At 71.7% G+C, this 26,956-nt stretch carries 28 protein-coding genes; 8 read left to right on the forward strand and 20 right to left on the reverse strand.

Annotation, left to right across the window (positions count from 1 at the left end; all coding sequences use genetic code 11):
- From OQ02_RS05285 to OQ02_RS05295, 3 genes are all read right to left on the reverse strand, one after another.
- Complete coding sequence (locus OQ02_RS05285) at nt 1–1,848, reverse strand: Xaa-Pro dipeptidyl-peptidase (RefSeq protein ID WP_033437125.1); 1,848 nt, start codon at nt 1,846–1,848, stop codon at nt 1–3.
- A 64-nt stretch (nt 1,849–1,912) separates the two neighbouring features.
- Nucleotides 1,913–3,106, reverse strand: a complete 1,194-nt coding sequence (locus OQ02_RS05290) for an MFS transporter (RefSeq protein WP_033437409.1) — start codon at nt 3,104–3,106, stop codon at nt 1,913–1,915.
- Complete coding sequence (locus tag OQ02_RS05295; protein WP_033437126.1) at nt 3,106–4,008, reverse strand: alpha/beta hydrolase; 903 nt, start codon at nt 4,006–4,008, stop codon at nt 3,106–3,108. Before OQ02_RS05295 ends, OQ02_RS05290 begins: the two co-directional genes overlap by 1 nt.
- A gap of 71 nt (nt 4,009–4,079) precedes the next feature.
- Here OQ02_RS05295 and OQ02_RS05300 point away from each other — a divergent pair, with 71 nt between their 5' ends.
- A complete protein-coding gene (locus OQ02_RS05300; RefSeq protein WP_033437127.1) occupies nt 4,080–4,946 on the forward strand; it encodes a LysR family transcriptional regulator in 867 nt (288 codons plus the stop codon).
- Nucleotides 4,943–6,163, forward strand: a complete 1,221-nt coding sequence (locus OQ02_RS05305) for a family 4 glycosyl hydrolase (RefSeq protein ID WP_033437128.1) — start codon at nt 4,943–4,945, stop codon at nt 6,161–6,163. The genes OQ02_RS05300 and OQ02_RS05305 overlap by 4 nt, the downstream gene beginning before the upstream one ends.
- Here OQ02_RS05305 and OQ02_RS05310 read toward each other — a convergent pair.
- Genes OQ02_RS05310 through OQ02_RS05320 form a run of 3 tightly spaced genes read right to left on the reverse strand, consistent with a single transcriptional unit; the run spans nt 6,151 to nt 8,414 of the window.
- Entirely contained in the window at nt 6,151–6,783 is a 633-nt protein-coding gene (locus OQ02_RS05310) for an endonuclease V (protein ID WP_033437129.1), read from the reverse strand. The genes OQ02_RS05305 and OQ02_RS05310 overlap by 13 nt on opposite strands.
- The gene (locus OQ02_RS05315; RefSeq protein ID WP_033437130.1) at nt 6,780–7,715 is read right to left on the reverse strand and encodes a DUF3500 domain-containing protein; all 936 of its coding nucleotides are present in this window, start codon (nt 7,713–7,715) and stop codon (nt 6,780–6,782) included. The genes OQ02_RS05310 and OQ02_RS05315 overlap by 4 nt, the downstream gene beginning before the upstream one ends.
- A 45-nt stretch (nt 7,716–7,760) precedes the next feature.
- The gene (locus OQ02_RS05320) at nt 7,761–8,414 is read right to left on the reverse strand and encodes a maleylpyruvate isomerase family mycothiol-dependent enzyme (protein WP_231499885.1); all 654 of its coding nucleotides are present in this window, start codon (nt 8,412–8,414) and stop codon (nt 7,761–7,763) included.
- A gap of 62 nt (nt 8,415–8,476) precedes the next feature.
- Here OQ02_RS05320 and OQ02_RS05325 point away from each other — a divergent pair, with 62 nt between their 5' ends.
- Entirely contained in the window at nt 8,477–9,019 is a 543-nt protein-coding gene (locus tag OQ02_RS05325) for a CGNR zinc finger domain-containing protein (protein WP_156076891.1), read from the forward strand.
- 53 nt (nt 9,020–9,072) lie between these two features.
- Here the strand turns inward: OQ02_RS05325 and OQ02_RS05330 are convergent, their stop codons facing one another.
- The 7 genes from OQ02_RS05330 to OQ02_RS05355 form a co-directional block, all read right to left on the reverse strand.
- Complete coding sequence (locus OQ02_RS05330) at nt 9,073–9,501, reverse strand: CBS domain-containing protein (RefSeq protein WP_033437132.1); 429 nt, start codon at nt 9,499–9,501, stop codon at nt 9,073–9,075.
- Between the two features lie 102 nt (nt 9,502–9,603).
- The gene (locus OQ02_RS05335; RefSeq protein ID WP_033437133.1) at nt 9,604–10,773 is read right to left on the reverse strand and encodes an MFS transporter; all 1,170 of its coding nucleotides are present in this window, start codon (nt 10,771–10,773) and stop codon (nt 9,604–9,606) included.
- Nucleotides 10,770–11,309 carry an NADPH-dependent FMN reductase gene (locus tag OQ02_RS05340; protein WP_033437134.1) on the reverse strand — a complete coding sequence of 180 codons (540 nt, stop codon included), beginning with the start codon at nt 11,307–11,309 and terminating at the stop codon, nt 10,770–10,772. Before OQ02_RS05340 ends, OQ02_RS05335 begins: the two co-directional genes overlap by 4 nt.
- A 49-nt stretch (nt 11,310–11,358) precedes the next feature.
- Nucleotides 11,359–13,998, reverse strand: a complete 2,640-nt coding sequence (locus tag OQ02_RS05345; RefSeq protein ID WP_033437135.1) for an ATP-binding protein — start codon at nt 13,996–13,998, stop codon at nt 11,359–11,361.
- Nucleotides 13,999–14,043: 45 nt separating this feature from the next.
- On the reverse strand, nt 14,044–14,253 hold the full coding sequence (locus tag OQ02_RS05350) for a hypothetical protein (protein ID WP_033437136.1): 210 nt from the start codon (nt 14,251–14,253) through the stop codon (nt 14,044–14,046).
- Between the two features lie 32 nt (nt 14,254–14,285).
- On the reverse strand, nt 14,286–14,438 hold the full coding sequence (locus tag OQ02_RS43600; RefSeq protein WP_156076892.1) for a hypothetical protein: 153 nt from the start codon (nt 14,436–14,438) through the stop codon (nt 14,286–14,288).
- 267 nt (nt 14,439–14,705) lie between these two features.
- Nucleotides 14,706–15,407 (reverse strand): EcsC family protein, encoded by a 702-nt coding sequence (locus OQ02_RS05355; RefSeq protein WP_033437137.1) that lies wholly within the window; start codon nt 15,405–15,407, stop codon nt 14,706–14,708.
- Nucleotides 15,408–15,455: 48 nt separating this feature from the next.
- On the opposite strand from OQ02_RS05355, the gene OQ02_RS05360 reads away from it, so the two are divergent.
- Complete coding sequence (locus OQ02_RS05360; RefSeq protein ID WP_156076893.1) at nt 15,456–16,538, forward strand: Rv2629 family ribosome hibernation factor; 1,083 nt, start codon at nt 15,456–15,458, stop codon at nt 16,536–16,538.
- On the opposite strand, the gene OQ02_RS05365 is transcribed toward OQ02_RS05360, so the two are convergent.
- The 5 genes from OQ02_RS05365 to OQ02_RS05385 form a co-directional block, all read right to left on the reverse strand.
- Nucleotides 16,524–16,958 carry an NUDIX domain-containing protein gene (locus OQ02_RS05365; RefSeq protein WP_033437139.1) on the reverse strand — a complete coding sequence of 145 codons (435 nt, stop codon included), beginning with the start codon at nt 16,956–16,958 and terminating at the stop codon, nt 16,524–16,526. The two genes, OQ02_RS05360 and OQ02_RS05365, sit on opposite strands and share 15 nt — an antisense overlap.
- A 1-nt stretch (nt 16,959) precedes the next feature.
- Nucleotides 16,960–17,808 carry an amino acid ABC transporter permease gene (locus OQ02_RS05370; protein ID WP_033437140.1) on the reverse strand — a complete coding sequence of 283 codons (849 nt, stop codon included), beginning with the start codon at nt 17,806–17,808 and terminating at the stop codon, nt 16,960–16,962.
- Complete coding sequence (locus OQ02_RS05375; RefSeq protein ID WP_033437141.1) at nt 17,805–18,476, reverse strand: amino acid ABC transporter permease; 672 nt, start codon at nt 18,474–18,476, stop codon at nt 17,805–17,807. Before OQ02_RS05375 ends, OQ02_RS05370 begins: the two co-directional genes overlap by 4 nt.
- A gap of 76 nt (nt 18,477–18,552) precedes the next feature.
- Nucleotides 18,553–19,440: a glutamate ABC transporter substrate-binding protein gene (locus OQ02_RS05380; protein WP_033437142.1), complete on the reverse strand. Its 888-nt coding sequence runs from the start codon at nt 19,438–19,440 to the stop codon at nt 18,553–18,555.
- A 62-nt stretch (nt 19,441–19,502) separates the two neighbouring features.
- Nucleotides 19,503–20,231, reverse strand: a complete 729-nt coding sequence (locus OQ02_RS05385) for an amino acid ABC transporter ATP-binding protein (protein WP_197043231.1) — start codon at nt 20,229–20,231, stop codon at nt 19,503–19,505.
- 161 nt (nt 20,232–20,392) lie between these two features.
- Here OQ02_RS05385 and OQ02_RS05390 point away from each other — a divergent pair, with 161 nt between their 5' ends.
- Together OQ02_RS05390 and OQ02_RS05395 are read left to right on the forward strand one after the other, a co-directional pair.
- Nucleotides 20,393–21,064, forward strand: a complete 672-nt coding sequence (locus tag OQ02_RS05390) for a response regulator transcription factor (protein ID WP_033437144.1) — start codon at nt 20,393–20,395, stop codon at nt 21,062–21,064.
- Complete coding sequence (locus tag OQ02_RS05395) at nt 21,065–22,444, forward strand: sensor histidine kinase (RefSeq protein WP_033437145.1); 1,380 nt, start codon at nt 21,065–21,067, stop codon at nt 22,442–22,444.
- Nucleotides 22,445–22,533: 89 nt separating this feature from the next.
- Here the strand turns inward: OQ02_RS05395 and OQ02_RS05400 are convergent, their stop codons facing one another.
- Nucleotides 22,534–23,481 (reverse strand): TAXI family TRAP transporter solute-binding subunit, encoded by a 948-nt coding sequence (locus OQ02_RS05400; protein ID WP_063747012.1) that lies wholly within the window; start codon nt 23,479–23,481, stop codon nt 22,534–22,536.
- 57 nt (nt 23,482–23,538) lie between these two features.
- Here OQ02_RS05400 and miaB point away from each other — a divergent pair, with 57 nt between their 5' ends.
- Together miaB and OQ02_RS05410 are read left to right on the forward strand one after the other, a co-directional pair.
- Nucleotides 23,539–25,008 carry a tRNA (N6-isopentenyl adenosine(37)-C2)-methylthiotransferase MiaB gene (gene miaB, locus OQ02_RS05405; protein ID WP_081915414.1) on the forward strand — a complete coding sequence of 490 codons (1,470 nt, stop codon included), beginning with the start codon at nt 23,539–23,541 and terminating at the stop codon, nt 25,006–25,008.
- Nucleotides 25,005–25,478: an Rv2732c family membrane protein gene (locus OQ02_RS05410; protein ID WP_033437413.1), complete on the forward strand. Its 474-nt coding sequence runs from the start codon at nt 25,005–25,007 to the stop codon at nt 25,476–25,478. Before miaB ends, OQ02_RS05410 begins: the two co-directional genes overlap by 4 nt.
- 81 nt (nt 25,479–25,559) lie before the next feature.
- Here OQ02_RS05410 and OQ02_RS05415 read toward each other — a convergent pair whose 3' ends face one another.
- Nucleotides 25,560–26,903, reverse strand: a complete 1,344-nt coding sequence (locus OQ02_RS05415; RefSeq protein ID WP_033437146.1) for a DUF349 domain-containing protein — start codon at nt 26,901–26,903, stop codon at nt 25,560–25,562.
- Between the last annotated feature and the right edge of the window lie 53 nt (nt 26,904–26,956).

The raw sequence follows: 26,956 nt of genomic DNA on the forward strand, positions 1-26,956 counted from the left end.
CTAACCAACTGCCCGGCGCAACGCGCCCAACCCACCGACCACCGGCAGCTCCACCACCGTCGACGAGAGGTCGACCGACAGGCCCGTGCCCGGCGCAGGCCTCAGCGTGTAGTCGTAGTCGGACGACATCACCACGAACTCCACGCTGTGACCAGTCGGGACCACGTAGTCGGTCGGTTCCAGCTCCACCTCGACCCGGTACTGCTTGCCCGGCTCGATCGGCTTCGTCCGCGACGGCGACACCCGGTTCTGCGGGTCCGTCCACCCCCGCGTGATCACGTGCGACGTGCCGTCCGGCGCCCGATCCACCAGCAGCGCGGTCACGTTGGCCGCTGGCCGGTCGAACGAGACCGCCAGGTCGACCCGCGCGACACCGGAGAACCGGACCGGCTCCGCGGTCGGCCGCATCGCGTACGACAGCCGGTTGCCCGAGGCGGGCAGGTCGATCAGGTCCTCGGCGAGCTTGGACGAGTCGTCGCGCAACGACTCCACCACCGGGCTCCCCGGCACCGACTCGAACCGCAGTGAGCCCTTGGTCGGACCACCGGCCCACGGGTGCACGCGGGCCTTGGACGTGCCGGGAGCCGGCCAGTCCGCCTCGTCCACCCAGGTGGTCTTGTCCTCACGCTGGATCGTCGCCTTCGGCTCGCGCTCGATGCCGTTGTCGACGCCGTACAGGTAGTGGCTGAACCACCGGTTGATCGTGCGCCGCCACTCGACCGGCCGCAGCGTGTCCGGGTCGGTGTGCGCGGCCTGGTGCAGCCAGATCTTGTGCTCGACGCCGTGCTTCCGCAGCGCCTCGTACCACTGCGCGACGTGCTTGACCTTGACGTTCCAGTCGCTCAGCCCATGCACGGCGAGCACCGCGGCCCGCACCTTCGCGGCGTCCTTGACGTAGTTCCGCTCGTCCCAGAACGCGCTGTAGTCGCCGGTCACCCGGTCCTGCCGGTGCGCGATGTCCGCGATCACCGGCTTGCAGACCTCCCGGTCCGCACGGGTGTAGACGTACTCCGCGAGCACGTCCAGGTCCTCGCCCTGGTACCCGCCGGGCGCGACGACCGCGCCGTCGGCCCGGTAGTAGTCGTACCAGCTGGAGATGGCCGCGATGGGCACGATGGCTTCCAGGCCCTCGACGCCGGTCGCCGCGACGGCGTTCGGCAGGGTGCCGTTGTACGACACGCCCATCATGCCGACCTTGCCGGTGGTCCAGTCGGCCTCGACGGCAGCGCCGGCCGCGTCACGCGCGGTGGTGCGGCCGTTGAGCCAGTCCACCACGGACTTCGAGCCGACGGTCTCGTTGTGCCCGCCCGACGTGGGGCAGCCGGACGACTTGCCGGTGCCCAGGGACTCCGCGTACACCATGGCGAAGCCGCGGGAGATGAAGTAGTCCTCGTAGCGCCCGGACCGGATCGGCGTCGGGTTCGGCCCGACGGCCGCCGCGATCCGCGCGTCCGCCTCGGCCTTCAGCACCGACCCGTCGCGCTTGTCGTAGCCGCCGCGGCGGTTCGGCACGTACAGCTCCACGTCGACGTCGTGGTTGGCCACGTCGTTGCCGCCGGAGAAGTACGGGCTGTTCAAGAACACCACCGGCACCTTGAGCCCGCGGTCGGTGGCGGTCTGGCGCACCACCTCGGCGTAGACCTCGTCGTCCTGACCGTCGTGGTCGCTGTCGACCGGCGCGCGCACCCAGACGCTCTCGCGCACCACGTCCTTCGGGTCGAAGACGGGTTGCGCCTCGCCGCCGACGAACACCGGGCCATCCGTCGCGGCACCGCCCACCGCGGGGATCGACCCCAGCGGCAGCGTCACCAGAGCGGCGAGCACCGCGGCTCTCCGTACACCCTTCACGGCCGAACCCCCATCATGTGTAGGACAGGTTTCGGGCAGACCCTTCCCCGCGGCATAACCCCTGTCAAGGGTGCTTCGAGTCCACAGTAGACATTGGCGAAGACCCGACGATCGGCCCTTGACGACGGCGGCTGCGCAGGCCACCGGCCACCGCGACGCCCAGCCCGGCCAACGCCATCGCCGCGCCGACCCAGTTGGGCGCGGTGTAGCCGAAGCCGGCGTCGATCGCCACGCCGCCCAGCCACGCGCCCGCCGCGTTGCCCAGGTTGAACGCCGCGATGTTCGCCGCCGACGCCAGCGCGGGCGCGCCGGACGCCTGTTCCAGCACCCGTGTCTGCAACGGCGCCACGGTCGCGAACCCGAACACGCCGAACACCGCGATCGTGACCACCGCCGGAACGGCCGACTGCGCGGTGAACACGAACACCACCAGCACCACCGCGAGCGCACCGAGGAACAGGTAGAGGCTCGGCATCAGGGCGCGGTCCGCCGCACGCCCGCCGATCACGTTCCCGACGCACAGCCCGGCCCCGAACAGCACCAGCAGCCACGTCACCGCGCCCGGTGAGAACCCGGCGACCTCCGTCATCATCGGCGCGATGTAGGTGAACGACGCGAACACCGCGCCGAACCCGAGCGCCGTCGTGGCCAGCGCCAGCCACACCCCCGGCCGGCGGAACACCGCCAGCTCGCCCCGCAACCCCGTCGAGGCGGGCTGGACCGGCACCAGTGCGATGATCCCCACCAACCCGGCCACGCCCAGCGCCGTCACCGCCCAGAACGTCGAGCGCCAGCCGAACTCCTGCCCCAGCGCCGTGCCCGCCGGGACGCCCAGCACGTTCGCCACGGTCAGCCCGGTGAACATGAGCGCGATCGCCCGCGCCCTGCGGTCCGGTGCGACCAGCCCGGCCGCCACCACCGACCCGACGCCGAAGAACGCGCCGTGGCACAGCGCCGCGACGATCCGACCCGCCATCAGCACCGCGTAGTCGTCGGCCACCGCGCACACCAGGTTGCCGAGGATGAACAGCCCCATCAGGCCGACGAGCAGCTGCTTGCGCGGCAACCGCGATCCACCCGCCGTGATCAACGGCGCGCCGACCACGACGCTCAGCGCGTAGCCCGACACGAGCAGCCCGGCCGCCGGGATCGACACCCCGAGGTCGCCGGCCACCTGCGGCAACAGGCCCACGATCACGAATTCCGTGGTGCCGATGCCGAACGCGCCGATGGCCAGCGCGACCAGCGCGGGCGGCATCACAGCGCGCCCAGCCAGGTCCGCAGCTCGCCCAGCAGCACGCGGTACTCGTCCAGCACGCCGTCCATCAACACGAACGGGTGAATCGTGCCGTCGAACTCCCGCAGCCGGACCGGCACGCCCGCCGCCGCCAACTTCGCCGCGTACCGCTCGCCGTCGTCACGCACGGGGTCGTACTCGGCGATCGCCACGAACGTCGGCGGCAGGCCGTCCACCGACGACTGCAGCGGAGCGGCCGACTCGGAAACCCCGCCGGAACCGAGGTAGTGCGACCAGAACCACCGCATCCCGTCCGCCGACAGCCCGTAGCCCGTCGCGTTGTCCACGTACGACCGAGTGGTGAAGTCGACGTCGAGCGCGGGCACCACCAGCACCTGGAACGCCAAGTCGAGCGTGCCCCGTGCCCGCAGCGCCACCGCGGCGGCGAGGTTGCCGCCCGCGCTGTCACCCATGACCCCGATCCGCGCCGGGTCGACGTCCCAGGACTCGGCGTGGTCGAACAGCCAGGCGGTGGCCGCGTACGAGTCGTCCAGCGGCACGGGGAACGGGTGCTCGGGCGCCTTCTGGTAGTTCACCGCGAACACCGCGTGCCCGGTCGCGTTGGCCAACGCCCGCAACGCCACGTCGTAGATGTCGAGGTTGCACGTCACCCACCCGCTGCCGTGCAGGAACACGATCGCCGGGAACGGGCCGTCGCCCTCGGGGTAGTAGATCCGCGCGGGCAGGTCGGCGGTCGGTCCGGGCAGGAAGAGGTGCTCGACCCGCGCGACCGGCTCGGGAGCGCCTTGGAACCCGGTGAGGCCCCACTGCGACCGACGTGCCTCGGAAACCGTCAGGTCCTCCAGCGCAGGCGCGCCCGCGAGCTGGTCCAGCACCGCGAGCGCCTGTTCGTTCAATGACATGGCCCGATCATCAGGCCGCTAGGACCGATAAGTCCAAGGCATGTTCTTTCTTCAACCCATAAACTGTGCTCATGACACTGCGGCAGTTCGAGTACCTGGTCACGGTCGTGGACGAAGGGTCCTTCACCCGCGCCGCCGAGCTGCTGCACGTCACCCAGCCCGCCCTCTCGCACCAGATCCGGGCGCTGGAACGCACGGTGGGCGCGCAGCTGCTCGACCGACTCCCCCGAGCCGTCCGCCTCACGCCCGCCGGACGTGCCTGGCTGCCCCACGCCCGTGCCGCCCTGGCCGACGCAGAGCGCGCGCTCACCGCCGCACGACGCGCAGCGGGGCTGGAGTGCGGCGAACTCCGCGTGGCCACGCTCTACTCGCTCACCCTCGGCGTGCTGCCACCCGTGCTCAGGCGGTGGCGCGCGGAGCACCCGGACGTCCGCATCCGCCTGTTCGAGCACCGCCACGCCGACGAACTGCGCGAGGCGATGGCAGCGGGCCAAGCCGACATCGCCCTCGGCCCGGAGCCCGCGAACTGGGTCGGCTTCCGGCAGCCGTTGGGCGTGGAGGAGTTCGTGGTCGTCCTGCCGCCCGACACCCACCACCGCGAACCGATCGACCTGCGTGCGCTCGCCGACGACGGGTGGGTGCACTACGCGCCGGGCAACGGCCTCGCGGACCTGGTCGACGCGGCGTGCGCCGCCCGGGGCTTCCAGCCGGGCGCGGCGGTCCGCACCGAGCAGACCGCGGCGGCGCCCGTGCTGGCCGCGTCGGGGTTGGGTCCGGCGCTGGTGCCGCGCAACATCCTGCCGGAGACGTTCGACGGCGCCGTCCTGAGCACCGATCCCCCCGTGCGGAGAACCCTCGTCGCCTACGCGCACAAGACCCCGGACCCGCTCACGTCGGCCTTCGTGACGTTGCTCGCCGGTGCAGGATGGGACGCATGAGGCTGGTCATCCTGGGCGGCGGTGGCTTCCGCGTGCCGCTCGTGCACAAGGCTCTGGACGAGCACATCACCGAAGTCGTGCTGCACGACGTGGACGCGAACCGGCTGAACGCTATCCACCACGTGCTGCGCGGCGGCCCACCCGTCACCTCCACCACCGACCTGGACGAGGCGTTGCGCGGCGCGGACTTCGTGTTCTCCGCGATCCGGGTCGGCGGCCTGGCCGGGCGCGCGATCGACGAGGAGGTCGCCCACGCGCACGGCGTCCTGGGCCAGGAAACGGTCGGCGCGGGCGGTATCGCTTACGGCCTGCGCACCGCACCGGTCGCTGATCGGCTGGCCCGGCGGATCGCCGAACTCGCACCGCGGGCGTGGGTCGTCAACTTCACCAACCCGGCCGGGCTGATCACCGAGGTCATGGCCCGTCACCTGGGTGAACGGGTGATCGGCATCTGCGACTCGCCGATCGGCCTGTGCCGTCGCGTCGCCCACGCCCTCGACCTGGAGAACCCGACGTTCGACTACGCGGGCCTGAACCACCTCGGCTGGCTGCAAGGCGTGTACCTGGGCACGGAAAACCTGCTCCCCGCGCTCCTGGCCGACGACGACGCCCTGACCGGCTTCGAGGAAGGCCGGCTCTTCGGCGCGGAGTGGCTGCGCGCGCTCGGCGTCGTCCCGAACGAGTACCTGCACTACTACTACTCGACGCGGGAAGCGCTGGGCGACAACCGCGGCGCCTTCCTGCTCGGCCAACAGCAACGCTTCTACGACGGCGAAGTGGACTGGGAGACCACGCGGCTGGAGCGTGAAGCCACGTACATGGCCGAAGAGCGCGAGCGCGACACACTGGAAGGCGGCGGGTACGAGCACGTCGCCATGGCTCTCATGCGGGCCATCGCGGACAACGAGACGGCCACGCTGATCCTCAACGTGCCCAACAACTCCACCCTGTCCACCTTGGACGACGACGCCGTCGTGGAGGTGCCGTGCGAGGTGGACGCGACGGGTGCGCGCCCGCTCACCGTGACGCCGCTCCCCGACCACGCGGCCGGGCTCGTCACGTCGGTCAAGGCGGTGGACCGGCTCGTCATGGAGGGCACGCGGTCGGCCGCGCTGAAGGCGTTCGCCCTGCACCCGCTCGTCGACTCGGTCGCCACCGCCAAGAGCCTGCTGGACACGTACGTCCGACGGCACCCGGAGTTGGCCTACCTGAGCTGAGCCCGGCCCAGCGAGTCGGAACGCCGGGTCGTCTCCGGCAGCCGCGTCACGCACAGCCGCAGCACCTCGGCGCACGCCCGGTCGAGGTCGATGCGGTGCCCCACGGACACGAACACCGGCTTCACCCCTTCCCTCGTCCGCAACGTCCGCCCGACGACCTCGCCGTCGTCCACGAGGTCGGTGTGGGCGCCGCGCACGTCGTCGGGCATGGTGAACTGCCCCATGGGCGTCTTGGCCACGCCGACGCTCGGCACGCCGGTCACCACCCCGAGGTGGCACGCCAACCCGAACCGCCGCGGGTGCGCCAACCCCTGCCCGTCGCACACCAGCAGGTCCGGTGCGACGGTCAGCTTCTTCATCGCCTCCACCAGCGACGGCAGCTCCCGGAACGCGAACAACCCCGGCACGTAGGGGAAATCGGCCTTGCCCGACACCACCGCCGAGTCGACCGTCTCCAACGACTCCGCGTCGAGCACCACGACCGCCGCCGCCAACCGGTCGTCGTCCGCGTACGACACGTCGAGCCCGGCGACGTGCCGCACCACCAGCCCCGGATCGGTCCGCGTCGACACCAGCGGACGCAGCCGTTCCTGCTCCGCGATCGCTTCGTCCGGTGTCACTCGTGCCTCACCGACGCGCGGTGCGCGGCGAGCAGGTCGTCGCCGAAGTCGCCGGACCGCCGCCGCCACACGGAGTGCGCGTGGTTGGCGTCGTTGGCCGTGTTGTCGTACTCGATCAGCAATTCCGGCCCCTGTACCCGGTAGTAGTGCCCGTCGCCGCGCTTGGCCGAACCCTCCCACGCGAAGTGCAGCCGCTCGAGGTCCAGGGCGTCGAACTCCTCGTCGGCCAGGTCGCTGTGCAGCCGGTCGAGGTAGTACCGGACCAGCCCGACGAGCAGCCCGCGTGACGTCCGGTCGAGCTGCGCGGGCGTCACGCCGGCGGGTTCGAGGTCGCCCACGCGGGGCGCGTTGCCGGTCCGCAGGTCCGGCGGCGGGGTGTCGGCGACAACGGCCAACCCGCGCGCCGTGCGCCCCATCCGCTCCAGGAGTTCGCGGGCCAGCTCCTCCTCCAACCGCAAGGGCTGCAACACCGTTCGGCCCCGGTACGTCGTCCGCGCAGGGTTCGCGCCGAGGAAGAACGGGGTGGCCGACACGCGCCCGTCGGCCACCACCACGCTCACCGACAGGTGGTGCCCCTCGACCCGCCAGCCCCACGGCTCGTCACCGGGTTCGCCGAGCAGGACCGCCCAGTAGTCGCCCTGGTGCCGGTCGCGGAGGCCGCCTTCCCGGTCGTCCAGCACGTCCTCCAACGCCATGACCGTGCTGGCCTGCGCGTAGGCGTGCGGGCTGAGCACGCACGACAGCAGCCGGTGCACGGCCTTGCGCTGGTCGCGGTCCAGGGAGCCGTAGACGACGCCCGGCCGTTCACCGGGCGTGTACGCCCACCGCTTGCGCAGGTCGTCGTCGGACATCGCCCGCACCGCTTCCGCGCGCTGCCCGTCGTCCAACAGGTCGAGGAAGCCCCGCGTGGCTTCGGCGATCTCGTGCAGCATTGCCTGAACTTATCCGGCTGCCGGCCCGACCGCCCGCAGCCGGTGTCACGGCCAGGGCTTCAGCTCCGGCCGGTCGCCGGTGATCGGCCCCTCCGGCTCGCGCCCGGCGAGCCACGCGACCAGGTCGGTGCGGGAGCCGGTGAGCGTGACGTCCTCACCCTCGCCGATCACCCACCGGCGATCGTCGGCCTGCAACGTGAGCCTGACGCCGTCCGGCACCCGCGCCGACAGGAACTCGACCACGTGATCGCAGAACTCGGGCGACCACGTGACCGGGCCGCCCAGGTCGAGGTCGCGGGTGTGGATCTCGACCTCGCGCCAGAGCGCGTAGGCGGTGCCGGTCAGCGTGCCGTCGCGGTAGAAGGTCGCGGTGTCCCAATCGCGGACGCCGGCCCAGGCCTTCGCGAGCCGGGCGACGGCGTCGTCGATCCGGGCCCGGTGCTCCACCGCCGAGCGCCCGGCGTCCGCCTCGATCGCGGCGTCCCGGGCGGGACGCCCACCGGGGTAGACCTCGACCTTCGTGCCCTCGTTCTCCGCCTGACCGGCCAGGCCGACGGTGACGTTGGCCAGGTGCGCCAGCACGTGGCCGCGGGTCCAGCCGGGCAGCGCCGACGGTTCGGCCACCTGCGCGTCGGTGACGTCCTCGATCAGGGCGGCCAACCTGCGGTGGGCGTCCAGCACGTTCTCCTGGGTCGTCACAACTCCCCCTAATGGCATATGAGCTTTCATCCGTTAGGGAACCTATCACTAGACTGGATCGGATGGCACTGGCACTGGAGTTCGCGAGCACGGTCCGGCACGACGGGCACGGCGGGCTCACGGACGACCTGGCCACGCCGGACGGTTTCGCGGCGTGGACGGGAGCGTTGGCGGCCGACGTCCCACCGGACGAGGCGTTGCGGCAGCGGGTGGTCGAGCTGCGCTGGGCCGTGCGATCGCTGTTCGCGCACGTGGTGCGGACCGAAGAACGTCTCGACACACCGCACCTCTTGGACTTCGAGCACGCGCTGAAGACCGTCAACGCCGCCGCCGCGCGGGTTCCCCGTGCCGCCCAGTTGGAGTGGACCGATCAGCCCCGGCTGCGCCACGAGGACTCGGCCGACCCCGGCGACCGCCTGCTGGCGACGTTGGCCACGGCGGTGATCGAGTTCCTGGGCAGCGGGGCGCGGGAGGAGCTTCGGGCGTGCCAGGGGCCCCGGTGCATCCGGTACTTCGTCAAGGCGCACCCCCGGCAGGAGTGGTGCAAGCCGTCGTGCGGCAACCGGGCCAGGGTCAGCCGGCACTACCACCGCGCCCGCGACTGACGGACGCCGAGCCGCGCGAACACCCGGAGGCGCCCGCGCGGCCGGTCGTGCGCTCAGCCCTGCACGATGTAGGCGGTGAGCTGGTCCTGATCGTCTTGGAGCTGGTTGATCCGGCTCTTCACCACGTCGCCGATGCTGACGATGCCGGCCAACCGGCCGCCGTCGACCACCGGCACGTGCCGGATGCGCTGCTCGGTCATCAGCACCGTGAGGCTGTCGACCGAATCGCGCGGGGAGCAGGTGAACACCTCGCTGGTCATGATGTCCGACACCGGTGCGGCCAACAGCTCGCCGCCCCGCTCGTGCAGCTTCCGCACGACGTCCCGTTCCGACACGATCCCGGCGATGCCCTCGGGCCCGATCACGACCATCGCGCCCACGTTGTGCTCGGCCAGCGCGGCGACGAGATCCGCTACCGACGCTCTCGACTCGACCGTCGCCACGGCCGACCCCTTGCCACGCAACACGTCAGCGATCCTCATGGGCGCCTCCCGATCTACACCGGATCCGGTTGCTACCCAGCTCAGGCTAGTTCCATCGGCAAGTGATCGGCAGGTCACGCGCCCGATAGGAGCACCGCGCCGTCAACCGGTCCGCTGCTGCGCGACCGTCGCGACCACCCCCAGGGCGGTGATCGCCACCAGCACCGCGACGGTCGGGTGGAACCCTCCCAGGGACGCGCCCAACACCGGCCCGACGGAGAAGCCCACCGTGCGTACCAGCGTCGTCATCCCGCCGGCGGTGCCCATCAGCTCGGGTGGCGTGCGCGCCAGGAGGGCCGCCGCGTTGGGACCGGCGAACAGCCCGTGCCCGATCCCGATCACCGCCAGCCGCCACGCCAGGTCCCACGGATCGTCACCCGCTCGGAGCAGCAGCACGGTACCGATCAGGATCACCGCGGCGCCGGTCGACGCGACCACCCGGTACCCGTGCCGGTCCGCGACCACCCCGGCGATCGGCGACAGCACCGCCATGCCGACCGACATCGCCAGCAGCACCAGTCCGACCGTCCGCGACGGCAGGTCCACCAGCAGGTAGGGCACCACGAAGTTCAACGCGCCGACACCCGTCAGCATCAACGGCAACGACGCCAACGGCAACGCCAACGACCGCCGCCGCACCACGCGTGCACCGAAAACGACGGACTCCACCAGGATTCGCCGGCCCGGCCACGGCAATCCCCGCCCGTCCGCCGCGATCCCCCGCCGACCGGCCAGCACCGCGACCGCGACCACCGGCAGGTTGATCAGGAACACCGACCGCCAGCCGAACAGGTCGGTCAGCAGCCCGCCGAACGCCGGACCGGCCACCCCGCTCAACGGGATCAGCGTGAGCACGATCCCCATCGCGCGCGCCCGGTGCTCGGGACGCACGTTGCCCGCGATGATCGGCATGGTCACCGCGCCGATCAACGCGCTGAACGCACCCTGCAACGCCCGTCCGACCAGCACCACCCCCGTGGTCGGCGCGACCGCGATCAGCAGGCTCGTCGCCCCGAACCCGCCGACCGCCAGCAGGAACGCGGGCAGGTGCCCGGCCCGGTCGAGCCACCGCCCGGCCGGGATGCTCAACGCGATCAACGGGATGTTGTACGCCAGCAGGACCCACTGCGTGACCGTCGGCCCGGCACCCAGATCGGTGCCCAGGACCGGCAACGCCACCGCGACGGCCGTCAGGTCGAGCGCCGCGAGCACGATGCCCGACGACACCGCGAACACCGCGCCCCACCGCGTGCGCTCCAAGACGGTGGTCACACGACCACCCGGCTCGCGAGTTCCACGAGCACGCCGGCCAACGCGGCCCGCAGCTCGTGGTCCAGCAGGCGGTCGTGCTCGTCGAACCGCCGGAACGCCTGCCCCACCGCGACCGGCTCGCCGACCACCGACGCACCGGCCCTCGCCAGCACCCGCCGCAGGTCGCCTTGGGCCGTCGCAGCCCCGTGCGGGCTCGGGCTCGCGCCCACGACGGCCACCGGCTTGCCCGCCAGCACCGACGCACCGCGCGGCCGTGACGCCCAGTCCAGCGCGTTCTTCAACTGCCCCGGGACCGACCCGTTGTACTCCGGCGTCGCGATGAGCACGCCCGTCGCCGACGCGATGGCCTCCCGCAACTCCGCGACCGCCGCCGGCACCGGCCCGTCCTCGGCGTCCTCGTCGAACGGCGGCACGGACGCCAGCCCGTCCCACTGCGCCAACCGGACACCGTCCGGCAACTCGTGCCGCGCCGCGGCCAGCAACCTCCGGTTGAACGACTGCACGCGGATGCTCCCCGCGATCCCCAAGATCTCCATGCCGTCAACGGTCGGTCTAAGGCACCCCGCAGGGCATCGGGCGCCGGCCCTATTCGAACAGCCTCAGCCGGTGCGCCGTCGCCGCCGCCTCGACCCGGTTGGCCACGCCGAGCTTGCCCAGGATGTTCGACACGTGCACGCTCGCGGTCTTCGCCGAGATGAACAGCCGCTCGGCGATCTCCCGGTTGGCCAGCCCGTCCGTGACCAGCCGCAGGATCTCCACCTCCCGGGCGGTCAGCCCGAACCGCGCCCGTTCCGCCGGGCCGGCACCGGTGAGCGTCACCCGTGCCCGCCGTGCCAGGTCGGCGATCCGGTCCCGCAACGGCATCGCGCCCAGCCCGTCCGCCAGCTCGGCCGCCTTGCGCATCGCGGCGGCGTCGCGGGTCGCGGAAGCCAGGCCGAACAACGCCTCGGCGTGCCACAACGGCTGTCCCAACGCCTCCCACGCGGCGACCGCTCCCGGCCACTCGCGCCGGGACGTCAACGCCCACGCGGCCTGGACCGGTCCGGCCACCGGCATGTCCGGCACCGCCACCCCCGCCTGGACGCCCAAAGCCACCAGAGGCCACGCGAACCGGGACGCCACCAGCGCGTTCGGCACGTCCAACGCGGCACGCACCACGGCCGCCGCCTCGTCCACCCGACCCTGCGCCAGCCGCACCTCCGCCTCCAGCCGGGGCAGCTGCAACGGGTCCTGGGCGAACGGCACGTCCGCCAGCTCACGCGCCCGCGCCAACGCCCACTCGGCGCGATCCACGTCGCCGCGGCGCACGTCGACGAACCCCGCCAGGCACAGCAGGTGCGCGCGGTAGACGGCGGGCGGCGCGTGGTCGAGGGCGTGGTCCACGCACTCCAGCGCCTCGTCCCACCGGCCGGCGGCGATCAGCGTCCGGGCCAGGTCGACGGCGTGCGACGCGCCCGCGGACCGCGCCAGGCCGAGTTCCCGGGCCGTCCGGATGCCCTGCCGCGCCAGCTCCTCGGCCTCCGCCAACCGTCCGTAGGCCTCGGACAGCGACGCTTCGCAGTGCAACGCGCGCAGCCGGACGCGGTGCGCGGCGACGTTCTCGGCGATGGCCCTGGCGCGGCGGAGCCGGGGCAACTGCGCGTCCAGGTCGCCCAGCCGTGCGTCCAGGACGGCCAACGTGATCAGCGCGGCGGCCTCGGACGGGTCGTCACCGGCGTGGTGGGAGGCGCCCAGAGCCTCTTGGGCGACCTCGCGAGCCTCGTCCGGGCGCGGGATCTGCATCAGCCGGGCGGCCAGCGAGTTGAGCAGGTAGCCGCGGATCGGGTGCCCGACCGGCGCGAGCCGCACCGCCTCGCGGTGGTCCTCCAGCGCCCCCTGTCGGCCCAGCTGCGCGCGCAGCCGACCGCGTTGCTCCAGCACCGCCGCGTACCGGACGCACTCGGCGTCCGGGTCCACGACCGCCAGCAGCTCGGTGGTCAGCTCCTCGCCGCGTTCGTGCTCCCCGGCGCGGCTCGCCGCCTCACCGGCGGCTTCCAGCACGGTGCGCCGGTCGACTTCGAGGTGGGAAGCGTTGTCCCACAAGGACAGCACCCGTTCCAGCATCGCCAGCTGCTCGGCGTAGGCCAACGCCCGGCGTGCCGCGCCGGCGGCTTCCCACGCGGCGGACACCGCGCCCGGGACGTCACCCGCGGCGTACCGGTGGTGTGCCAGCTCGGCCGCCGCCGACCGGGGCAGCGCGGCGGCGTAGCGGGCGTGCAGCTCCACCCGTTCACCGGGGAGCAGGCGCCGGTGGACCGCGTCGCGGATCAGGGCGTGGCGGAACGCGTAGCCGTCGCCGTCGACGACCAGGATGCCCGCGTCCACAATGGACCGGACCGGGCTCACGTCGTGGACCTCGGCGAGCAGGTCGTGGGACACCCGCCTGCCGCCGACGGCCGCGGCACGCACGAGGGAGACGGCGTCCGGGTCGAGCCGTTCCACCCGGCTGAGCAGCAGCTCCTCCAGCGACAGCTCCACCTCGCCGTCCACCAGCGCCTCGACGAACAGCGGATTGCCCTCGCTGCGGCGGAAAACGTCGCGCGCGGTGACCGGATCCGGTTCGGCGCCGAGGATTCCGCGCAGTTGGGCGCGCACGTCACGGGCGGACAATCGGGGCAGCTCGATCCGGCGCACCCACGGCACCCGGGTCAACTCGGCCAGCAACGGCCGCACCGGGCCACCCAGTTCGTCGGACCGGTAGGTGACCACCACCAACGACCGCGGCACCGCGCGCTGGTTGCGCACCAGGAAGTCGAGCAGGTCGCGGCTGGAGCGGTCCAGCCAGTGCGCGTCCTCGACCACGAGCACGACCGGTCGGTGCTCGGAGAGCCGGGCCAGCAGCGACAGCACACCTTCGAACAGCCGCGGACGCGCGTCGTCGCCCGCTGCTCGTCCTTCGAACGAGGGCAGCAGGGGTGCGAGGTCGGCGCTCTCCCGGTCCGTCACCGGAACGCCGCGCAGCGCCGCGACGAACGGCGCGAACGGCAGGCCGTCCAGCTCGACGCAGCCGCCGAGCAGCACCGCGGCGTCCAGTCCGGCGGTGAAGTCGTTGACCAGCCGGGACTTCCCGACCCCCGCCTCACCACCGACGAGCACCGTCGCGGGCGCGTTGGCCAACGCGCCCGCGAGGTGCCCGATCTCGGCCGACCGCCCGACCAGCTCCGGGCTCACCAGGTGTGCGCTCATAGCGCACCGGAGACTAGTCGAGCGGTGTCGTGCCGACGGGGTCCGTCAGCCGCCGCTGGTGCGCCGGAAGACGCGCCGTCCCACGAACGTGTTCTGGTGCGGCCGGCCGGGGACCTTGTTCACGTTGCCGTTCTTCGCGGCGTGACCGCGGCGGGCGGCCCGGTTCAGCGGGGCGGCAGGCTCTTCCTGCGACTCCTGCTCGGGCTCCTGCTGCGCCGACTCGGGCTCGCCCTGCGGAACGTCGTTGTCGGTCATGTGTGCCTCCTGAGGTGTGGCGAAGTCGCTGGTCAGCGACGCCGCATGGAGTACTGGCGCGGGTTGACGACAGCCCGTCCCCCGCCGTAGCGCGAGTGGACCGCGCCGGACGAGCGGGCGCCGCGCCGGGCGGCACGGTTGGTCGGCTGACCGTCGTGTGGTGGTTCGTTGCGCATGGTGGGCATGCGTTCGCCTCCTCGGAAGGTCGAGGCGTGCAGAAGGCTACGGCCCCGCGTTCGACGGGGTCGCGTGAAGAGCCGCTAAGGCCACCAGGAGAAGGGCGCGGCGCGGCCCGAGGCCTGCGCGGCGCTGGAGGAAGAAGTCCTCAGAGGTAGATCTGGAAGAACATGGTCATGACGTTAGCGCGCTTGCCGCCGGAACACCAACCGATTATTCGCGAGCCCGATTGGTCCACCGCACGAGCTCGTTCCAGCCAGGTTCGACTGGACCAATCACTCCCGGATCTCCCGCACCTCGCCGTCGATGACGATGCCGTCCACAACCGCCGGCGGCAGCACCTCGCGCTCGGTGAAGAAGCGGGAGGCGAAGGCGCCCACGGCGCGCGTCGTCACGGCGTCGAACGCACCGCCGATCACGCCACCCACCAGCGGCACGCCCTTGGCCAGGGTGACGGTCGCCTTGCCCGCGCCGTACTTCGCCAGCAGCGTGAACCCGACGCGCTTGTTGATCTCACGGATGAGCTGGGCGGGGATCCGCTCGATGAGGTTCATGGTGAACCTGGCGCCCACCTTGATGCCCGCCTTCTTCAGCAGCTCCGTCCCCGCGTTGCCGAGCAGGCACAGCAGGATCGCCGTGCGCACCTCGTCGCTCTCCAGGTCGTGCCCGTACACGGCGGCGATCGACGCGATCAGGTGCGTCTGCACCAGGTACGCGGCGGTCAGGTTGGCGGGCAGGCTGATCGGCAGCGTGATCAGGCCGCCGACGTTCGTGGCGAAGCCCTGCACGCCCGCCGCCGCCACGTGCGTCCGGATCAGGTGCTTGATCGCCTCCTCCGGCGTCAGCCCCTTCTCCAGCGCCTCCACGGCCATCCGCTCGGCGCCCTTGAACGGCCCGAACCCGTTGATGCCCACCTTCAGCAGGTGGTCGACCGCGTTCTGCTGCACCTTGGTGATCGCACCCGGTTCGTCCACCATGCCCCCGAGGTTACGCGGCGCGCGAGCGGGTAGCCGAGGCCAATGGACATGTCTTCGCTGGGAGAGCTGGTCAGGCAACCCGGCCCGTTCGCGTCGGTCTACCTGGACGCCTCGCACGACACCGAGGACGCGGCCAAGGCCATGGAACTGCGGTGGCGCGCGGCCCGCGCGGAACTGGCCCGGCAGGGTGCGGACGAGGCGACGCTGGACGCGGTGGAGGCGGCGGCGCTGGCGCCGGTCGTCGGCAAGTCCGGCCGGGCGATGATCGCCGCGCACGGGAGGCTGCTGCTGGACCGGGTGCTGCCCCGCCCGCCCGCCACCGAGACGGTGCGCTGGTCCGACCTGCCGCACGTGCTGCCGCTGGCCACCTGGATGGAGCCGGACGTGCCGCACGTCGTCGCGCTGGTCGACCGGGCCGGCGCGGACCTGCACGGGTACGACGGGCAGGGCGAGCGGACCACGGCCGAGGTGCACGGTGACGAGCACCCGCTGCACAAGGTCGGGGGTGGCGGCTACTCGCACCGCCGGATCCAGAAGGGCGTCGAGGAGGCGACCAGGCGGAACGCCGCGCAGATCGCCGAGGAGGTCGACCGGATGGTCACCGCCGTGAACGCCCGGCTGCTGGTCCTGGGCGGCGAGGTCCGGGCCAGGGCGGACGTGCGGTCGGAGCTGAGCGTGCGGTGCCGGGACGTGCTGGTCGAGGTCGAGCACGCGACCCTCGCCGAGGGCGCGGACGACACCGCCTTCGACCACGCCGTGCAGTCGCTCGTGGCCCAGTACCAGTTCGACCTGGACAACGACGTGGTCGAGGAGTTCACCGCGCAGGCGGGACGCCCGGACGGGCTCGCCGTGCAAGGCCTGGAGCCCGTGGTGGCGGCGCTGCGCGAGGCGAAGGTGTCCGCGCTCGTGGTGTCCGACCCGGTCCTGGGCGACCGCACCGTGTGGTCCGGCGACGACCCCGCGCAGGTGGCGCTGCGCGAGAACGATTTGCGCACGCTGGGTGTCGAGCACGTGGGTGAGCACCGCGCCGACGAAGCACTGGGCACCGCCGCCGCCGCGACCGGCGCCCGGGTGGTCGTCGCCGACGTCGCCGGCCTGCGCGAGGGCGTCGGCGCGCTACTGCGCTACTAGCACCCCGTTCTCGAGGTAGAGGGTCACGCCGCGCTCACGCGCCTCGAGCGCGGCGGACACCCGCCTGGCGAGCCGCGGTATCAGCCGGTCCGGCACCGCGGCCGGATCGACGTACTCGTACCCGCGCAGCTCGGCCGCCGGCAGCCGGATCGTGGCGTCACCGAGCGAACCGCCGTCGAAGATGAACCGCACCAGGTCGCGGCCGTCCCACGGCGCCCAGTCCACCACGAGCAGCGGGCCCGGCTCGACGGCCAGGCCCAGCTCCTCCCGCACCTCCCGGGCGCACGCCTCGCGTGGCGTCTCGCCCGGTTCCACCGCACCGCCGGGGATCTCCCAGTGGTCCTTGTACGTCGGCTCGACCACCAGGACACGACCCCGGGCGTCGAGGAACAGCGCACCCGAGGCGGCCCCCAGTGCCACCTCAGACCGCCGCGGCGACGACGTCCTCGGCCGGCTTCTTCTCCAGCTTCAGCACCTTCTTGTTCCGCCGGCTGCGCTTCTCCAGGTACGTGGCCAGCCAAGTCAGCAGCAGGCACATCGCGATGTACATCGCGCCCACCACGATCGTGACGGGCACCAGCGGCCGGTCGAACTGGAAGCTGCTGCCGATGTCGCGCGCGAACTCCAGCAACTCGTCGTACGTGATGAGGAAGCCGAGCGCGGAGTCCTTGAGCAGCACGACCAGCTGGCTGATGATCGCGGGGAGCATCGCCCGGACCGCCTGCGGCAGCAGCACGTTGGACATCACCTGGGTCTTGCGCATGCCCACCGCGTAGGCCGCCTCGCTCTGGCCGCGCGGCAGCGACCGCACGCCCGCGCGGAACACCTCCGCCAGCACCGACCCGTTGTAGAGCGTCAGGCCGAGCACGACCGAGTAGAACGGTGGACCGGGCGACACGCCGTAGTGGAAGAAGAAGATCATCACGACCAGCGGCACCGCGCGGAACAGCTCGACGACCACCATCGACGGCACGCGGATGATCTTGTGGTCGGACAGCTGGCCGGCGGCGAAGATCGCGCCGAACGCCATGGCGAGCACCGCGCCGGCCGCGAACGCCTTCAGCGTGTTGAGCAGCGCGTCCACCATGGACAGCTGGATCTGCTTGTACTCGAGCCAGGACCACTTCACGGGCTCGAACTGGCCGGTCACGGTGAACCGGTACACCACGAAGCCGATCGCGCCGACCAGCACGACGATGGTCAGGAGCGCGTAGAGACGGTGTCGCAGCCGGGCCCGCGGCCCGGGGACGTCGAACAGGACCGAGCTCATCGGGCGATGCTCCACCGCTTCTCAAGGCTGCGCTGCAGCAGGGACATGGGGATCACGAGCAGGATGAAGAACAGCGCGACCCACAGCAGGCCGATCATCTGGTTCTCCCCCCGCTCGGACAGGTACAGGCTGATCGAGCCGGCCTGGAACACGGAGAACCCGGCCGCGATGGTGCTGTTCTTCAGCAGCGCGATCATCGTGCTCATCATCGGCGGCACGACCGCGCGGGTGGCCTGCGGCAGCACCACGGAGGCGAGCATCTGGCCGAACGTCAGCCCCAGGGCGCGGGACGCCTCGGCCTGGCCGACGGGCACGGTGTTGATGCCGGACCGCACGACCTCGCACACGAACGCCGAGGTGTACAGGATCAGCGCGCACAGGGCCGCGAAGAAGTAGTAGCCGGACGCGGAGCCGAACGTCGCCGGCGTCACGATCTCCAACAGCGGGAACGCGAACGCGAAGAAGAAGAACACCAGCGTGAGCGGCGTGTTGCGAAGAAGCGTCACGTACGAGGAGCCGATGGAGCGCATCACGGGCACGGGCGCGACCCGGAGCATCGCCAGGACCACCCCCAGCACCAGCGACGCCGCCGCCGAGATCAGGAACAGCCAAATGGTGCTGAGGAACCCGGGCCCGTACAGGTCCAGGTTGTCGAGCAGGACGTCCATCGGCTTCCTCGGCTAGGTGGTTGGTGGTGGAGCGGCCGGCCGCCGGTAGGGGCGACCGGCCGCGCTGTCCAGGTGATCAGTAGCGGTCGAGCACCGGCTTGTCGGCCGTGGAGCCCGACTTGCCCAGGGTCGCGTCGTAGACGGCCTGCCAGTCGCCGCCCTTGATGGCCGCGTCCAGGATGTCGTTGACCTTGTCGCGCAGGGCCTTGTCGTCCTTCGCCAGGCCGATGCCGTACGGCTCGTTCGAGAACGGCTTGCCGACGACCTTCATCTTGTCCGGCGTCTGGGCCGCGTAGCCCTTCAGGATCGCGTCGTCGGTGGTGACGGCGTCGATGGCGCCCTCGATCAGCTGCGTCACGCACTGCGAGTACGTCTGGAGCTCGACGATGTTGCCCGGCTCGGTCAAGGCCTTGGTCTTGACGTACTGGATCGGCGTGGAGCCGGTCACCGAGCAGACCTTCTTGCCCATGAGCGAGTCCGGGCCGGTGATCGAGCTGTCTTCCTTCTTCACCAGCAGGTCCTGACCCGCGGTGAAGTACGGGCCGGCGAACCCGACCTGCTGCTTGCGCTTGTCGTTGATCGTGTACGTGCCGACGTAGTAGTCGACGTCGCCGTTGATCAGCGCCTGCTCGCGGCCGGCCGACGGGATCGACTTGAACTCGACCTTGGCCTCGTCGAAGCCGAGCTTGGCCGCGACGAGCTTCGCGATCTCGATGTCGAACCCGGTGTACTTGTTCGTCGTCGGGTCCTTGTAGCCCAGACCGGGCTGGTCTTCCTTGACGCCGATGACGACCTTGCCGCGCTTCGTCATCTTCTCGAACGTCGGCGAGCCGTCGACCTTGACGTCGGCAGCGACCTGCTGGGAAGGGCCGGTCCCCGGGTCGCCCGGGGTGCCCTCCTTGCCGCATGCGGTCAGGGCGAGGCCGCCGGCCAGCAGCGCCACCGCAAGGGTGCGAACCCTCATCGTCCTTCTCCTGCTCTTGTTCGGTAGAGCGGCGCCAGGCTCAGCGCCGCGGTCGTGGGACTTCAGTGGGTCAGGATCTTGCCAAGGAAGTCCTTCGCGCGGTTCGACTTGGGCGCGGAGAAGAACGTCTCCGGGACCGAGTCCTCGACGATCTCGCCGTCGGACATGAAGATCACGCGGTCCGCGGCCTTGCGGGCGAAGCCCATCTCGTGGGTCACCACGAGCATGGTCATGCCCTCCTTGGCCAGCGTGGTCATCACGTCCAGCACCTCCTGGACCATTTCGGGGTCCAGCGCGGAGGTCGGCTCGTCGAACAGCATCACCTTGGGGCGCATCGCCAGCGCGCGGGCGATCGCCGCGCGCTGCTGCTGCCCGCCCGACAGCTGGGCGGGGTACTTCTCCGCCTGGTTCGCGATGCCGACCCGCTCCAGCAGTTCCATGGCCGTCTTGCGGGCCTGGGCCTGCGGCGTCTTGCGGACCTTCACCGGCGCGAGCATCACGTTGTCGACGATGCTCTTGTGGGCGAACAGGTTGAACGACTGGAAGACCATGCCCACGTCCGCACGCAGCCGGGCCAGCTCCTTGCCCTCGGCGGGCAGCGGCTGGCCGTCCACCTCGATGGCGCCGGAGTCGATCGGCTCCAGCCGGTTGATCGTGCGGCACAGCGTGGACTTGCCCGAGCCCGACGGCCCGAGCACCACGACGACCTGCCCCTTCGGCACCTCCAACGTCACGTCCTTGAGGACGTGCAGAGGTCCGAAGAACTTGTCCACGCCCGCCATCCGGATCATCGGCGGAGCAGGAGTGGCGGCGGTCATCAGTCCTCCAGGTAGGGGTTCTGAGCGATGGCGGAAACCTAGGTGCGTATCACCACACCAGTCCAGGCGGTTGAGCAAGACTTAGGGTCTCAACTCTGTCACAGGGTGGCGACACTTATCGGGGAGGCTCCACGGTGCGGGTGCTGTTGGTCGAGGACGACGACCGCGTGGCAGAAGCGCTGGTACCGGCGTTGACGAGGCGTGGATTCACGGTAGACCGTCAGGCCACCGGACGGGGGACGCTCGATCGGTTGGCCGGAATCGACGTGGTGCTGCTCGACCTCGGGCTGCCCGATGTGGACGGTGTCACGCTCTGCCGCCACATCCGTGCGGCGAGTGACGTCGCGATCATCGTCGTGTCGGCCCGCGGTGAGATCGACGACCGCATCCTCGGCCTGCACGCCGGCGCGGACGACTACCTGGTCAAGCCCTACGACGTGGGTGAACTGGTGGCCCGGGTGCACGCGGTGCGGCGGCGGCGCGGCGACCCGGTCGGGCTCGGCGGCACGGGCACGGAGGTGTTCGAGGTGGCCGACGTGCGGGTGGACCTGGCCCGGCACGAGGTCACCGTGGCGGGTGAACCCGTGGCGTTGTCGCGCAAGGAGTTCCAGGTGTTGTCCCTGGTCATGGCGGCGGGTGGCGCGGTGTGCACCCGGGAGCGCATCCTGGCCGAGGTGTGGGGACGCACCTGGGCGGGGGCCAACCGGACCCTGGACGTGCACGTGGCGACGCTGCGCACCAAGCTCGGGCGTCCTTCTTTGTTGGAGACGGTGCGCGGGGTCGGGTACCGGTTGAGCGGGGGCTGAGTGCGGTCGCGGCTGCTGGGCATCGTGTTGACGCTGGTCGTGCTCGTGCTGGTCGGCATGGGTGTGCCGCTGGGGCGCGGTGTGGCGCAGACCGAGCAGCAGGAGCTGTTCCTGGACCGGCTCACCGACACCAACCGGTTCGCGTCGGTGGCGCAGCGGCCGTTCATCGACGACCAGCCGGAGGTGCTGGAGGCGGAGCTGCGCCGGTACAACGAGCTGTACGGGGTGCGGGTGGCGCTGCTGGGCCTGGACGGGCAGGTGGTGGCGGCGTCCTCGGACGACGTGGACGTGTCGGCGCCCGAGGTGGCCGACCTGGTGCGGGGCGCGCTCGCCGGTCGCCAGCCGGTCGCGCCCGCGCTGGTCATGCCGTGGGAGTCGACCGAGCTGGTGCTGGCCGGGCCGGTGCTGGAGGCGGGCGAGGTCCGGGGCGCGGTGGTGACGTTCTCGCCGACGTCGAAGACCCGGCTCGAGATCGTGCTGTGGTGGTCCGTGCTGCTCGGGTCGAGCCTGTTGGTGCTGGTGGTGGGCGTGTTCGTGGCGTTGCCGCTGGTCCGGTGGACGCTGCGGCCCGTGCGGCGGCTGGACGACGCGACCGGGCGGCTGCTGGCGGCGGTGGTGTCCGGGCAGCCGGTGCAGCCGGTCGGGTCGTCCGACGGTCCGCCGGAGCTGCGGCAGCTGTCCCGGTCGTTCGACCAGATGGCGGCGAACGTGAGCGACGTCCTGGCCGCCCAGCGGGCGTTCGTCGCGGACGCCTCGCACCAGCTGCGCAACCCGTTGACCGCGCTGAAGCTCCGTCTGTCCAATTTGGAGGACCACGTGGTCGGCGAGGGGGTCGCGCACCAGGCCGCCGCGCTGGACGAGACCAACCGGCTGAACCGGATCCTGGACGAGCTGCTGTCCATGGCGCGGGCGGGTGCGCCGTCGGTCGATCCCGTGCCGGTGGACGTGGACCGGGCGGTGGCCGGCCGGCTGACGGCGTGGCAGCCCGCCGCGGCGGCGCGCGGGGTCCACCTGGTGCTGGACGGTGAGCCGGGCGGCCGGGCACTGGTGCCGCCGCGCGGTGTCGAGACGGTGCTGGACGCCCTGCTGGACAACGCGCTGAAGTTCACGTCCGACGGCACGATGGTGCACGTCGACGTCCGCAGGCGCGACGGTCTGGTGCGGCTGTCGGTGCAGGACGAGGGGCCGGGGCTGGAGCCGGAGGAGCTGGAGCGGGCCACCGACCGGTTCTGGCGCAGCCCGGCGCACCAGAACGTGCAGGGGTCCGGGTTGGGGCTGGCGCTGGTGCGGCAGATCGTCGACCGGGTGGAGGGGTCGGTCCGGTTGGAGTCGCCGGAGGAGGGCGGGCTGCGGGTGGTCGTGGAGTTCCCCGCCGTGTGACCGGCCGCGACTGCGACGGCCAAGCCGACCGCCGTGACCGGCCGGGCAGCGCTGACCGGCCCTGACCAGCGGCTCGACGTCGCGGCGGCTCAGATCTTCGCGTCGCGGTAGTACCGCGCGGCGCCGGGGTGCAGTTCCACCGGGGTGGTCTCGATCGCCGAGCGGACCTCTATCGACCTGGCCACCGGGCTCGCCGCGACCAGCGACGGCTGCGCCTGGAACAGGCCCTTGACCAGGGCTTCCGCCACGTCGTTCGACATCGTGCCGTTGACCAGCAGGAAGTTGCGCACGACCAGCGTGACGATCGGGCCGCCACCCAGCTGGTAGGCGGACGCGGGCAGCGTCGCCGAGCCGTACACCGGGTAAGCCTGGCGCAGCTTCGGCAGCACGTCGCCGAGGTCGAGCATCCGCAGCTTCACCGTCGTGGCCAGCGTGGTGACGGCGTTCGTCGGCACGCCACCGGACCAGAAGAACGCGTCCAGCGCCCCGTTGCGCATCGCGTCCGCACTGGTCGTCAGGTCCAGGTACTGCACTCTCAGGTCCCGCTCGGGCGAGATGTCCGCCGATTCCAGCAACCGCCGCGCTATCAGCCGCACCCCGGAGTCGGGGGCGCCCACGCTCACCCGCAGGCCCTTCAGGTCGGACAGCCTGGTCGCCGGCAGGTCGTCGCGCACGACCACCTGGAGGTAGTCGTCGTGCATCCTGGCCAGCGCGTACAGCTTGTGCCCGGAGTCGCCCTTCTGCTTCTCCTCCGCCGCGTCGGCCGCCGAGAACCCGACCTGCGCCTGGTTGGTCCGCAGCCGGTCCAGGTTGTCCACCGAGCCCGCCGTGTTCGCCACCTGCGGGCGGGGGATGCCCGGGTCGCGGGTCCACGCGTCGGCCAGGGCCGTGCCCAGGGCGTGGTAGACACCGCCGGGGCTCCCGGCCGCCATGGTCAGCTTCACGTGGTCGAAGTCGTCGCCGCACGCGGTCAATGACAGAGTGGCCAGGGCCAAGGCGGCCCCGACCGCGTGCAACCGCAGCAGCGTTCCCGACACCTGCGCATCGTCGCACGTCCACGCTCTACGCTGGACCCGACGGAAGGACTAGGTGCAGTGACTCGCAGTTACCAGATCCGCACGTTCGGCTGCCAGATGAACGTGCACGACTCCGAGCGCCTCGCCGGCATGTTGGAGGACGCGGGCTACACACCCGCCGAGGGCGACGCCGCGCCGGACGTGGTGGTCTTCAACACCTGCGCCGTGCGGGAGAACGCCGACAACAAGCTCTACGGCACGCTCGGCCACCTCGCGCCCGCCAAGTCCGCGAACCCCGACATGCAGATCGCCGTCGGCGGCTGCCTCGCGCAGAAGGACCAGGGCGAGATCGTCAAGCGCGCGCCTTGGGTGGACGTGGTCTTCGGCACGCACAACATCGGCTCGCTGCCGGTGCTGCTGGAACGCGCCCGGCACAACCGCGAGGCCCAGGTCGAGATCCTCGACTCGCTGGAGACCTTCCCGTCGACGCTGCCCGCCCGCCGCGACTCGGCGTACTCCGGCTGGGTGTCGGTGTCCGTCGGCTGCAACAACACGTGCACGTTCTGCATCGTCCCGTCGCTGCGCGGCAAGGAGAAGGACCGCCGCCCCGGCGAGGTGCTGGCCGAGGTGCAGGCGCTGGTGGACGAGGGCGTGCTGGAGGTGACGCTGCTCGGGCAGAACGTCAACTCCTACGGCGTCGAGTTCGGCGACCGGTTCGCGTTCGGCAAGCTGCTGCGCGCGACCGGCGGCATCGAGGGCTTGGAGCGGGTCCGGTTCACCTCGCCGCACCCGAAGGACTTCACCTCCGACGTGATCGCCGCGATGGCCGAGACGCCCGCCGTGTGCCACCAGCTGCACATGCCGCTGCAGTCGGGCTCGGACCGCGTGCTGAAGGAGATGCGCCGCTCGTACCGGACCGCGAAGTACCTGTCCATCCTGGACGAGGTGCGCGCGGCGATGCCGGACGCGGCCATCACGACGGACATCATCGTCGGCTTCCCCGGTGAGACCGAGGAGGACTTCCAGGCCACGCTCGACGTGGTGCGGCAGGCCCGGTTCTCGTCGGCGTTCACGTTCCAGTACTCGAAGCGGCCCGGCACGCCGGCGGCCGAGCTGCCCGACCAGTTGCCGAAGGCGGTCGTCCAGGAGCGGTACGACCGGTTGGTGACGCTGGTCAACGACGTGGCGCACGAGCTGAACCGGGAGCAGGTCGGTCGTCGGGTCGAGCTGCTGGTCGCGTCGGGCGAGGGTCGCAAGGACGCCGAGACCCAGCGGATGACCGGACGGGCGCGTGACGGCCGGTTGGTGCACTTCACGCCTGGTGACGCACGCGTGCGGCCGGGTGACGTGGTGGAGACGGTGGTGACGTACGGGGCGCCGCACAACCTGATCGCGGACGGTCCGCTGCTGTCCCACCGGCGGACCAAGGCGGGTGACCGGTCCGAGGCCGGGATCAAGCCCAAGACGCCGGGCGTGACGTTGGGGCTGCCGTCGTTCGGCAAGCCCGCCCCGCTGCCCGCGGCGGTGGGCGGGTGCGCGACTCCATGAGCGAGGAACCGGACGACATGGCCGCGCTGCGCGATGAGATCGACGACGTGGGCCGGTCGGCGGCCAAGCGGATCGACCCGGGCGCGGGCGCGTTGACCATCGCGATCGCGGCGCTGGCGATCCTGGTGTCGTTGATCCTGCCCTGGGTGGACGGCGCGGTCGGGTTGACGGTGCTGTTCGGCGAGGCGCGTTCGCTGCCGAAGGTGTTCGCGTACGCGGCGGTGATCGGTGGCGTGCTGCTGCCCGCGTTGACGCTGGCCGTGCGGCGGTGGGCGTTGGCCTGGATCTGCGCGCTGGCGTCGTTCGCGGGCTCCGTCACGGGCGTGCTGTCGATCTGGACCACGCAGACGACGACCGGTCACCACCCCGGGCCCGGACCCGGTCTCGGGCTGGTGCTGGCCGTGGTGGCGGTGGTCGTGCTGCTGGTGAAGTGGCTGAGGCTGGCCGCGTCCCGGCCGCCCATGCAGTGATCGGGCGGGCGGTCGACGCCCACTGACGACGAACCGGGCCCCCTCACCTCGTGGTGAAGGGGCCCGGTCTGTTGTCGCCCACTAGCGGCTGGAGACCGCCTGCTCGGCGGCGGCCAGCCATTCGCGCCACTGCTGGGCCTGTGCCTCGGCCTGCTCGGCGCGGCGCTTGTCGCCCGCCGTGCGCGCCTTCGCGGCCTGTGCCTCGAACTGCTCGACGCGCTCGCGGAACTGGGCCACCCGGGCTTCGGCTTCCGGGTCGGACTTGCGCCACTGGGCGTCGACCGCGCCGCGGACCCGCTCCTCGATCGTGCGGAGCTTGCCCTCCAGTTCGCGGACGCGCTCGCGCGGGACCTTGCCGATCGCGTCCCAGCGCTCCTGGATCTTGTACAGCTGCTGGCGGGCGGCTTCGAGGTCCAGCGCCGGGTCGATCCGCTCGGCCTCGGCCAGCAGCTCCTCCTTCAGCTTCGCGTTGGACGCGAACTCCGCGTCACGCTCGCTGAACGCCTCGGAGCGCTTGGCGAAGAACGCGTCCTGGGCGGCGCGGAAACGCTGCCACAGGGCGTCGTCGGCCTCCTTGGGCGCCCGTCCGGCGGCCTTCCACTCGACCATCAGGTCCTTGTACCGACCGGCGGTGTGACCCCAGTCGTCGGACTCGATGAGCTTCTCGGCCTCTTCGACCAGCTCCTGCTTGCGGTTCTTGGCCACCGTGCGCTGCCGGTCGAGGTCCGCGAAGTGCGAGCCGCGCCTGCGGTTGAACGCGTCACGCGCCTTGGAGAACCGCCGCCACAGCTGCTCGTCGGTCTTGCGGTCGACACCCCGGATGGTCTTCCACTCGTCCAGGATCTGCCGCAGCCGGTCGCCGGCGGACTTCCACTGCGTCGACTCGTTCGCCAACGCCTCGGCTTCCTCGACCAGCTCCTGCTTGCGCGCGCCGGCCGCGGCACGGGCCTCGTCCTTGGCGGCCTTCGCGGCCTCCAGGCCCTCCTCGGCCTTGACCAGCACGTGGTCGACGCGCGCGGCCAGGGCGGCGAGGTCACCGACCACCGCCGCGTCGGCCAGGCTCTCCTTGACGTGCTTCGCGCTGGTCAACGCGTGCTTCGGGTCGCCCGCGCCGGAGGACAGCCGCGTCACCAGCAGCTCGACCTCGGTGCGGATGTCGTCGAACCGGCGGGCGAAGTGCGCCAGGCCCTCGGCCGGCTCGCCCGCCTGCCAGGAACCGACGACCCGCTCGCCGTCCGCCGTCTTGACGTAGACGGTGCCGTCCGCGTCCACGCGCCCCCAGCGGTCAGGGTGGTCCGACGCCACGGGGACCGGCGGTGCCGCCGCCGCAGCTGCTACCGGCGTTGCCTCCACCCTGGTCTCCTCGACCACCGCCCCCGCACCACTGTCGCCAGTGGTTCCCGGTGTCGTCTCGTGTTCCGTCATCGCCGGCTTCCTCCTCGCCTGCCCACTTCGTGGTGCCCGTGCCGACCACGGGC

This window comes from Saccharothrix sp. NRRL B-16314 (assembly GCF_000716595.1).
GTDB lineage: Bacteria > Actinomycetota > Actinomycetes > Mycobacteriales > Pseudonocardiaceae > Actinosynnema.

Coding starts and splice junctions, on each gene's coding strand:
- OQ02_RS05290 (WP_033437409.1), bottom strand. CDS start 3,106: ATGCCGCCCGCGCTGGTCGCGCTGGCCATCGGCGCGTTCGGCATCGGC.
- OQ02_RS05295 (WP_033437126.1), bottom strand. CDS start 4,008: ATGTCATTGAACGAACAGGCGCTCGCGGTGCTGGACCAGCTCGCGGGC.
- OQ02_RS05300 (WP_033437127.1), top strand. CDS start 4,080: ATGACACTGCGGCAGTTCGAGTACCTGGTCACGGTCGTGGACGAAGGG.
- OQ02_RS05305 (WP_033437128.1), top strand. CDS start 4,943: ATGAGGCTGGTCATCCTGGGCGGCGGTGGCTTCCGCGTGCCGCTCGTG.
- OQ02_RS05315 (WP_033437130.1), bottom strand. CDS start 7,715: ATGCTGCACGAGATCGCCGAAGCCACGCGGGGCTTCCTCGACCTGTTG.
- OQ02_RS05325 (WP_156076891.1), top strand. CDS start 8,477: ATGGCACTGGCACTGGAGTTCGCGAGCACGGTCCGGCACGACGGGCAC.
- OQ02_RS05330 (WP_033437132.1), bottom strand. CDS start 9,501: ATGAGGATCGCTGACGTGTTGCGTGGCAAGGGGTCGGCCGTGGCGACG.
- OQ02_RS05340 (WP_033437134.1), bottom strand. CDS start 11,309: ATGGAGATCTTGGGGATCGCGGGGAGCATCCGCGTGCAGTCGTTCAAC.
- OQ02_RS05345 (WP_033437135.1), bottom strand. CDS start 13,998: ATGAGCGCACACCTGGTGAGCCCGGAGCTGGTCGGGCGGTCGGCCGAG.
- OQ02_RS05350 (WP_033437136.1), bottom strand. CDS start 14,253: ATGACCGACAACGACGTTCCGCAGGGCGAGCCCGAGTCGGCGCAGCAG.
- OQ02_RS43600 (WP_156076892.1), bottom strand. CDS start 14,438: ATGCCCACCATGCGCAACGAACCACCACACGACGGTCAGCCGACCAAC.
- OQ02_RS05355 (WP_033437137.1), bottom strand. CDS start 15,407: ATGGTGGACGAACCGGGTGCGATCACCAAGGTGCAGCAGAACGCGGTC.
- OQ02_RS05360 (WP_156076893.1), top strand. CDS start 15,456: ATGTCTTCGCTGGGAGAGCTGGTCAGGCAACCCGGCCCGTTCGCGTCG.
- OQ02_RS05370 (WP_033437140.1), bottom strand. CDS start 17,808: ATGAGCTCGGTCCTGTTCGACGTCCCCGGGCCGCGGGCCCGGCTGCGA.
- OQ02_RS05375 (WP_033437141.1), bottom strand. CDS start 18,476: ATGGACGTCCTGCTCGACAACCTGGACCTGTACGGGCCCGGGTTCCTC.
- OQ02_RS05380 (WP_033437142.1), bottom strand. CDS start 19,440: ATGAGGGTTCGCACCCTTGCGGTGGCGCTGCTGGCCGGCGGCCTCGCC.
- OQ02_RS05385 (WP_197043231.1), bottom strand. CDS start 20,231: ATGATCCGGATGGCGGGCGTGGACAAGTTCTTCGGACCTCTGCACGTC.
- OQ02_RS05410 (WP_033437413.1), top strand. CDS start 25,005: ATGAGCGAGGAACCGGACGACATGGCCGCGCTGCGCGATGAGATCGAC.
- OQ02_RS05415 (WP_033437146.1), bottom strand. CDS start 26,903: ATGACGGAACACGAGACGACACCGGGAACCACTGGCGACAGTGGTGCG.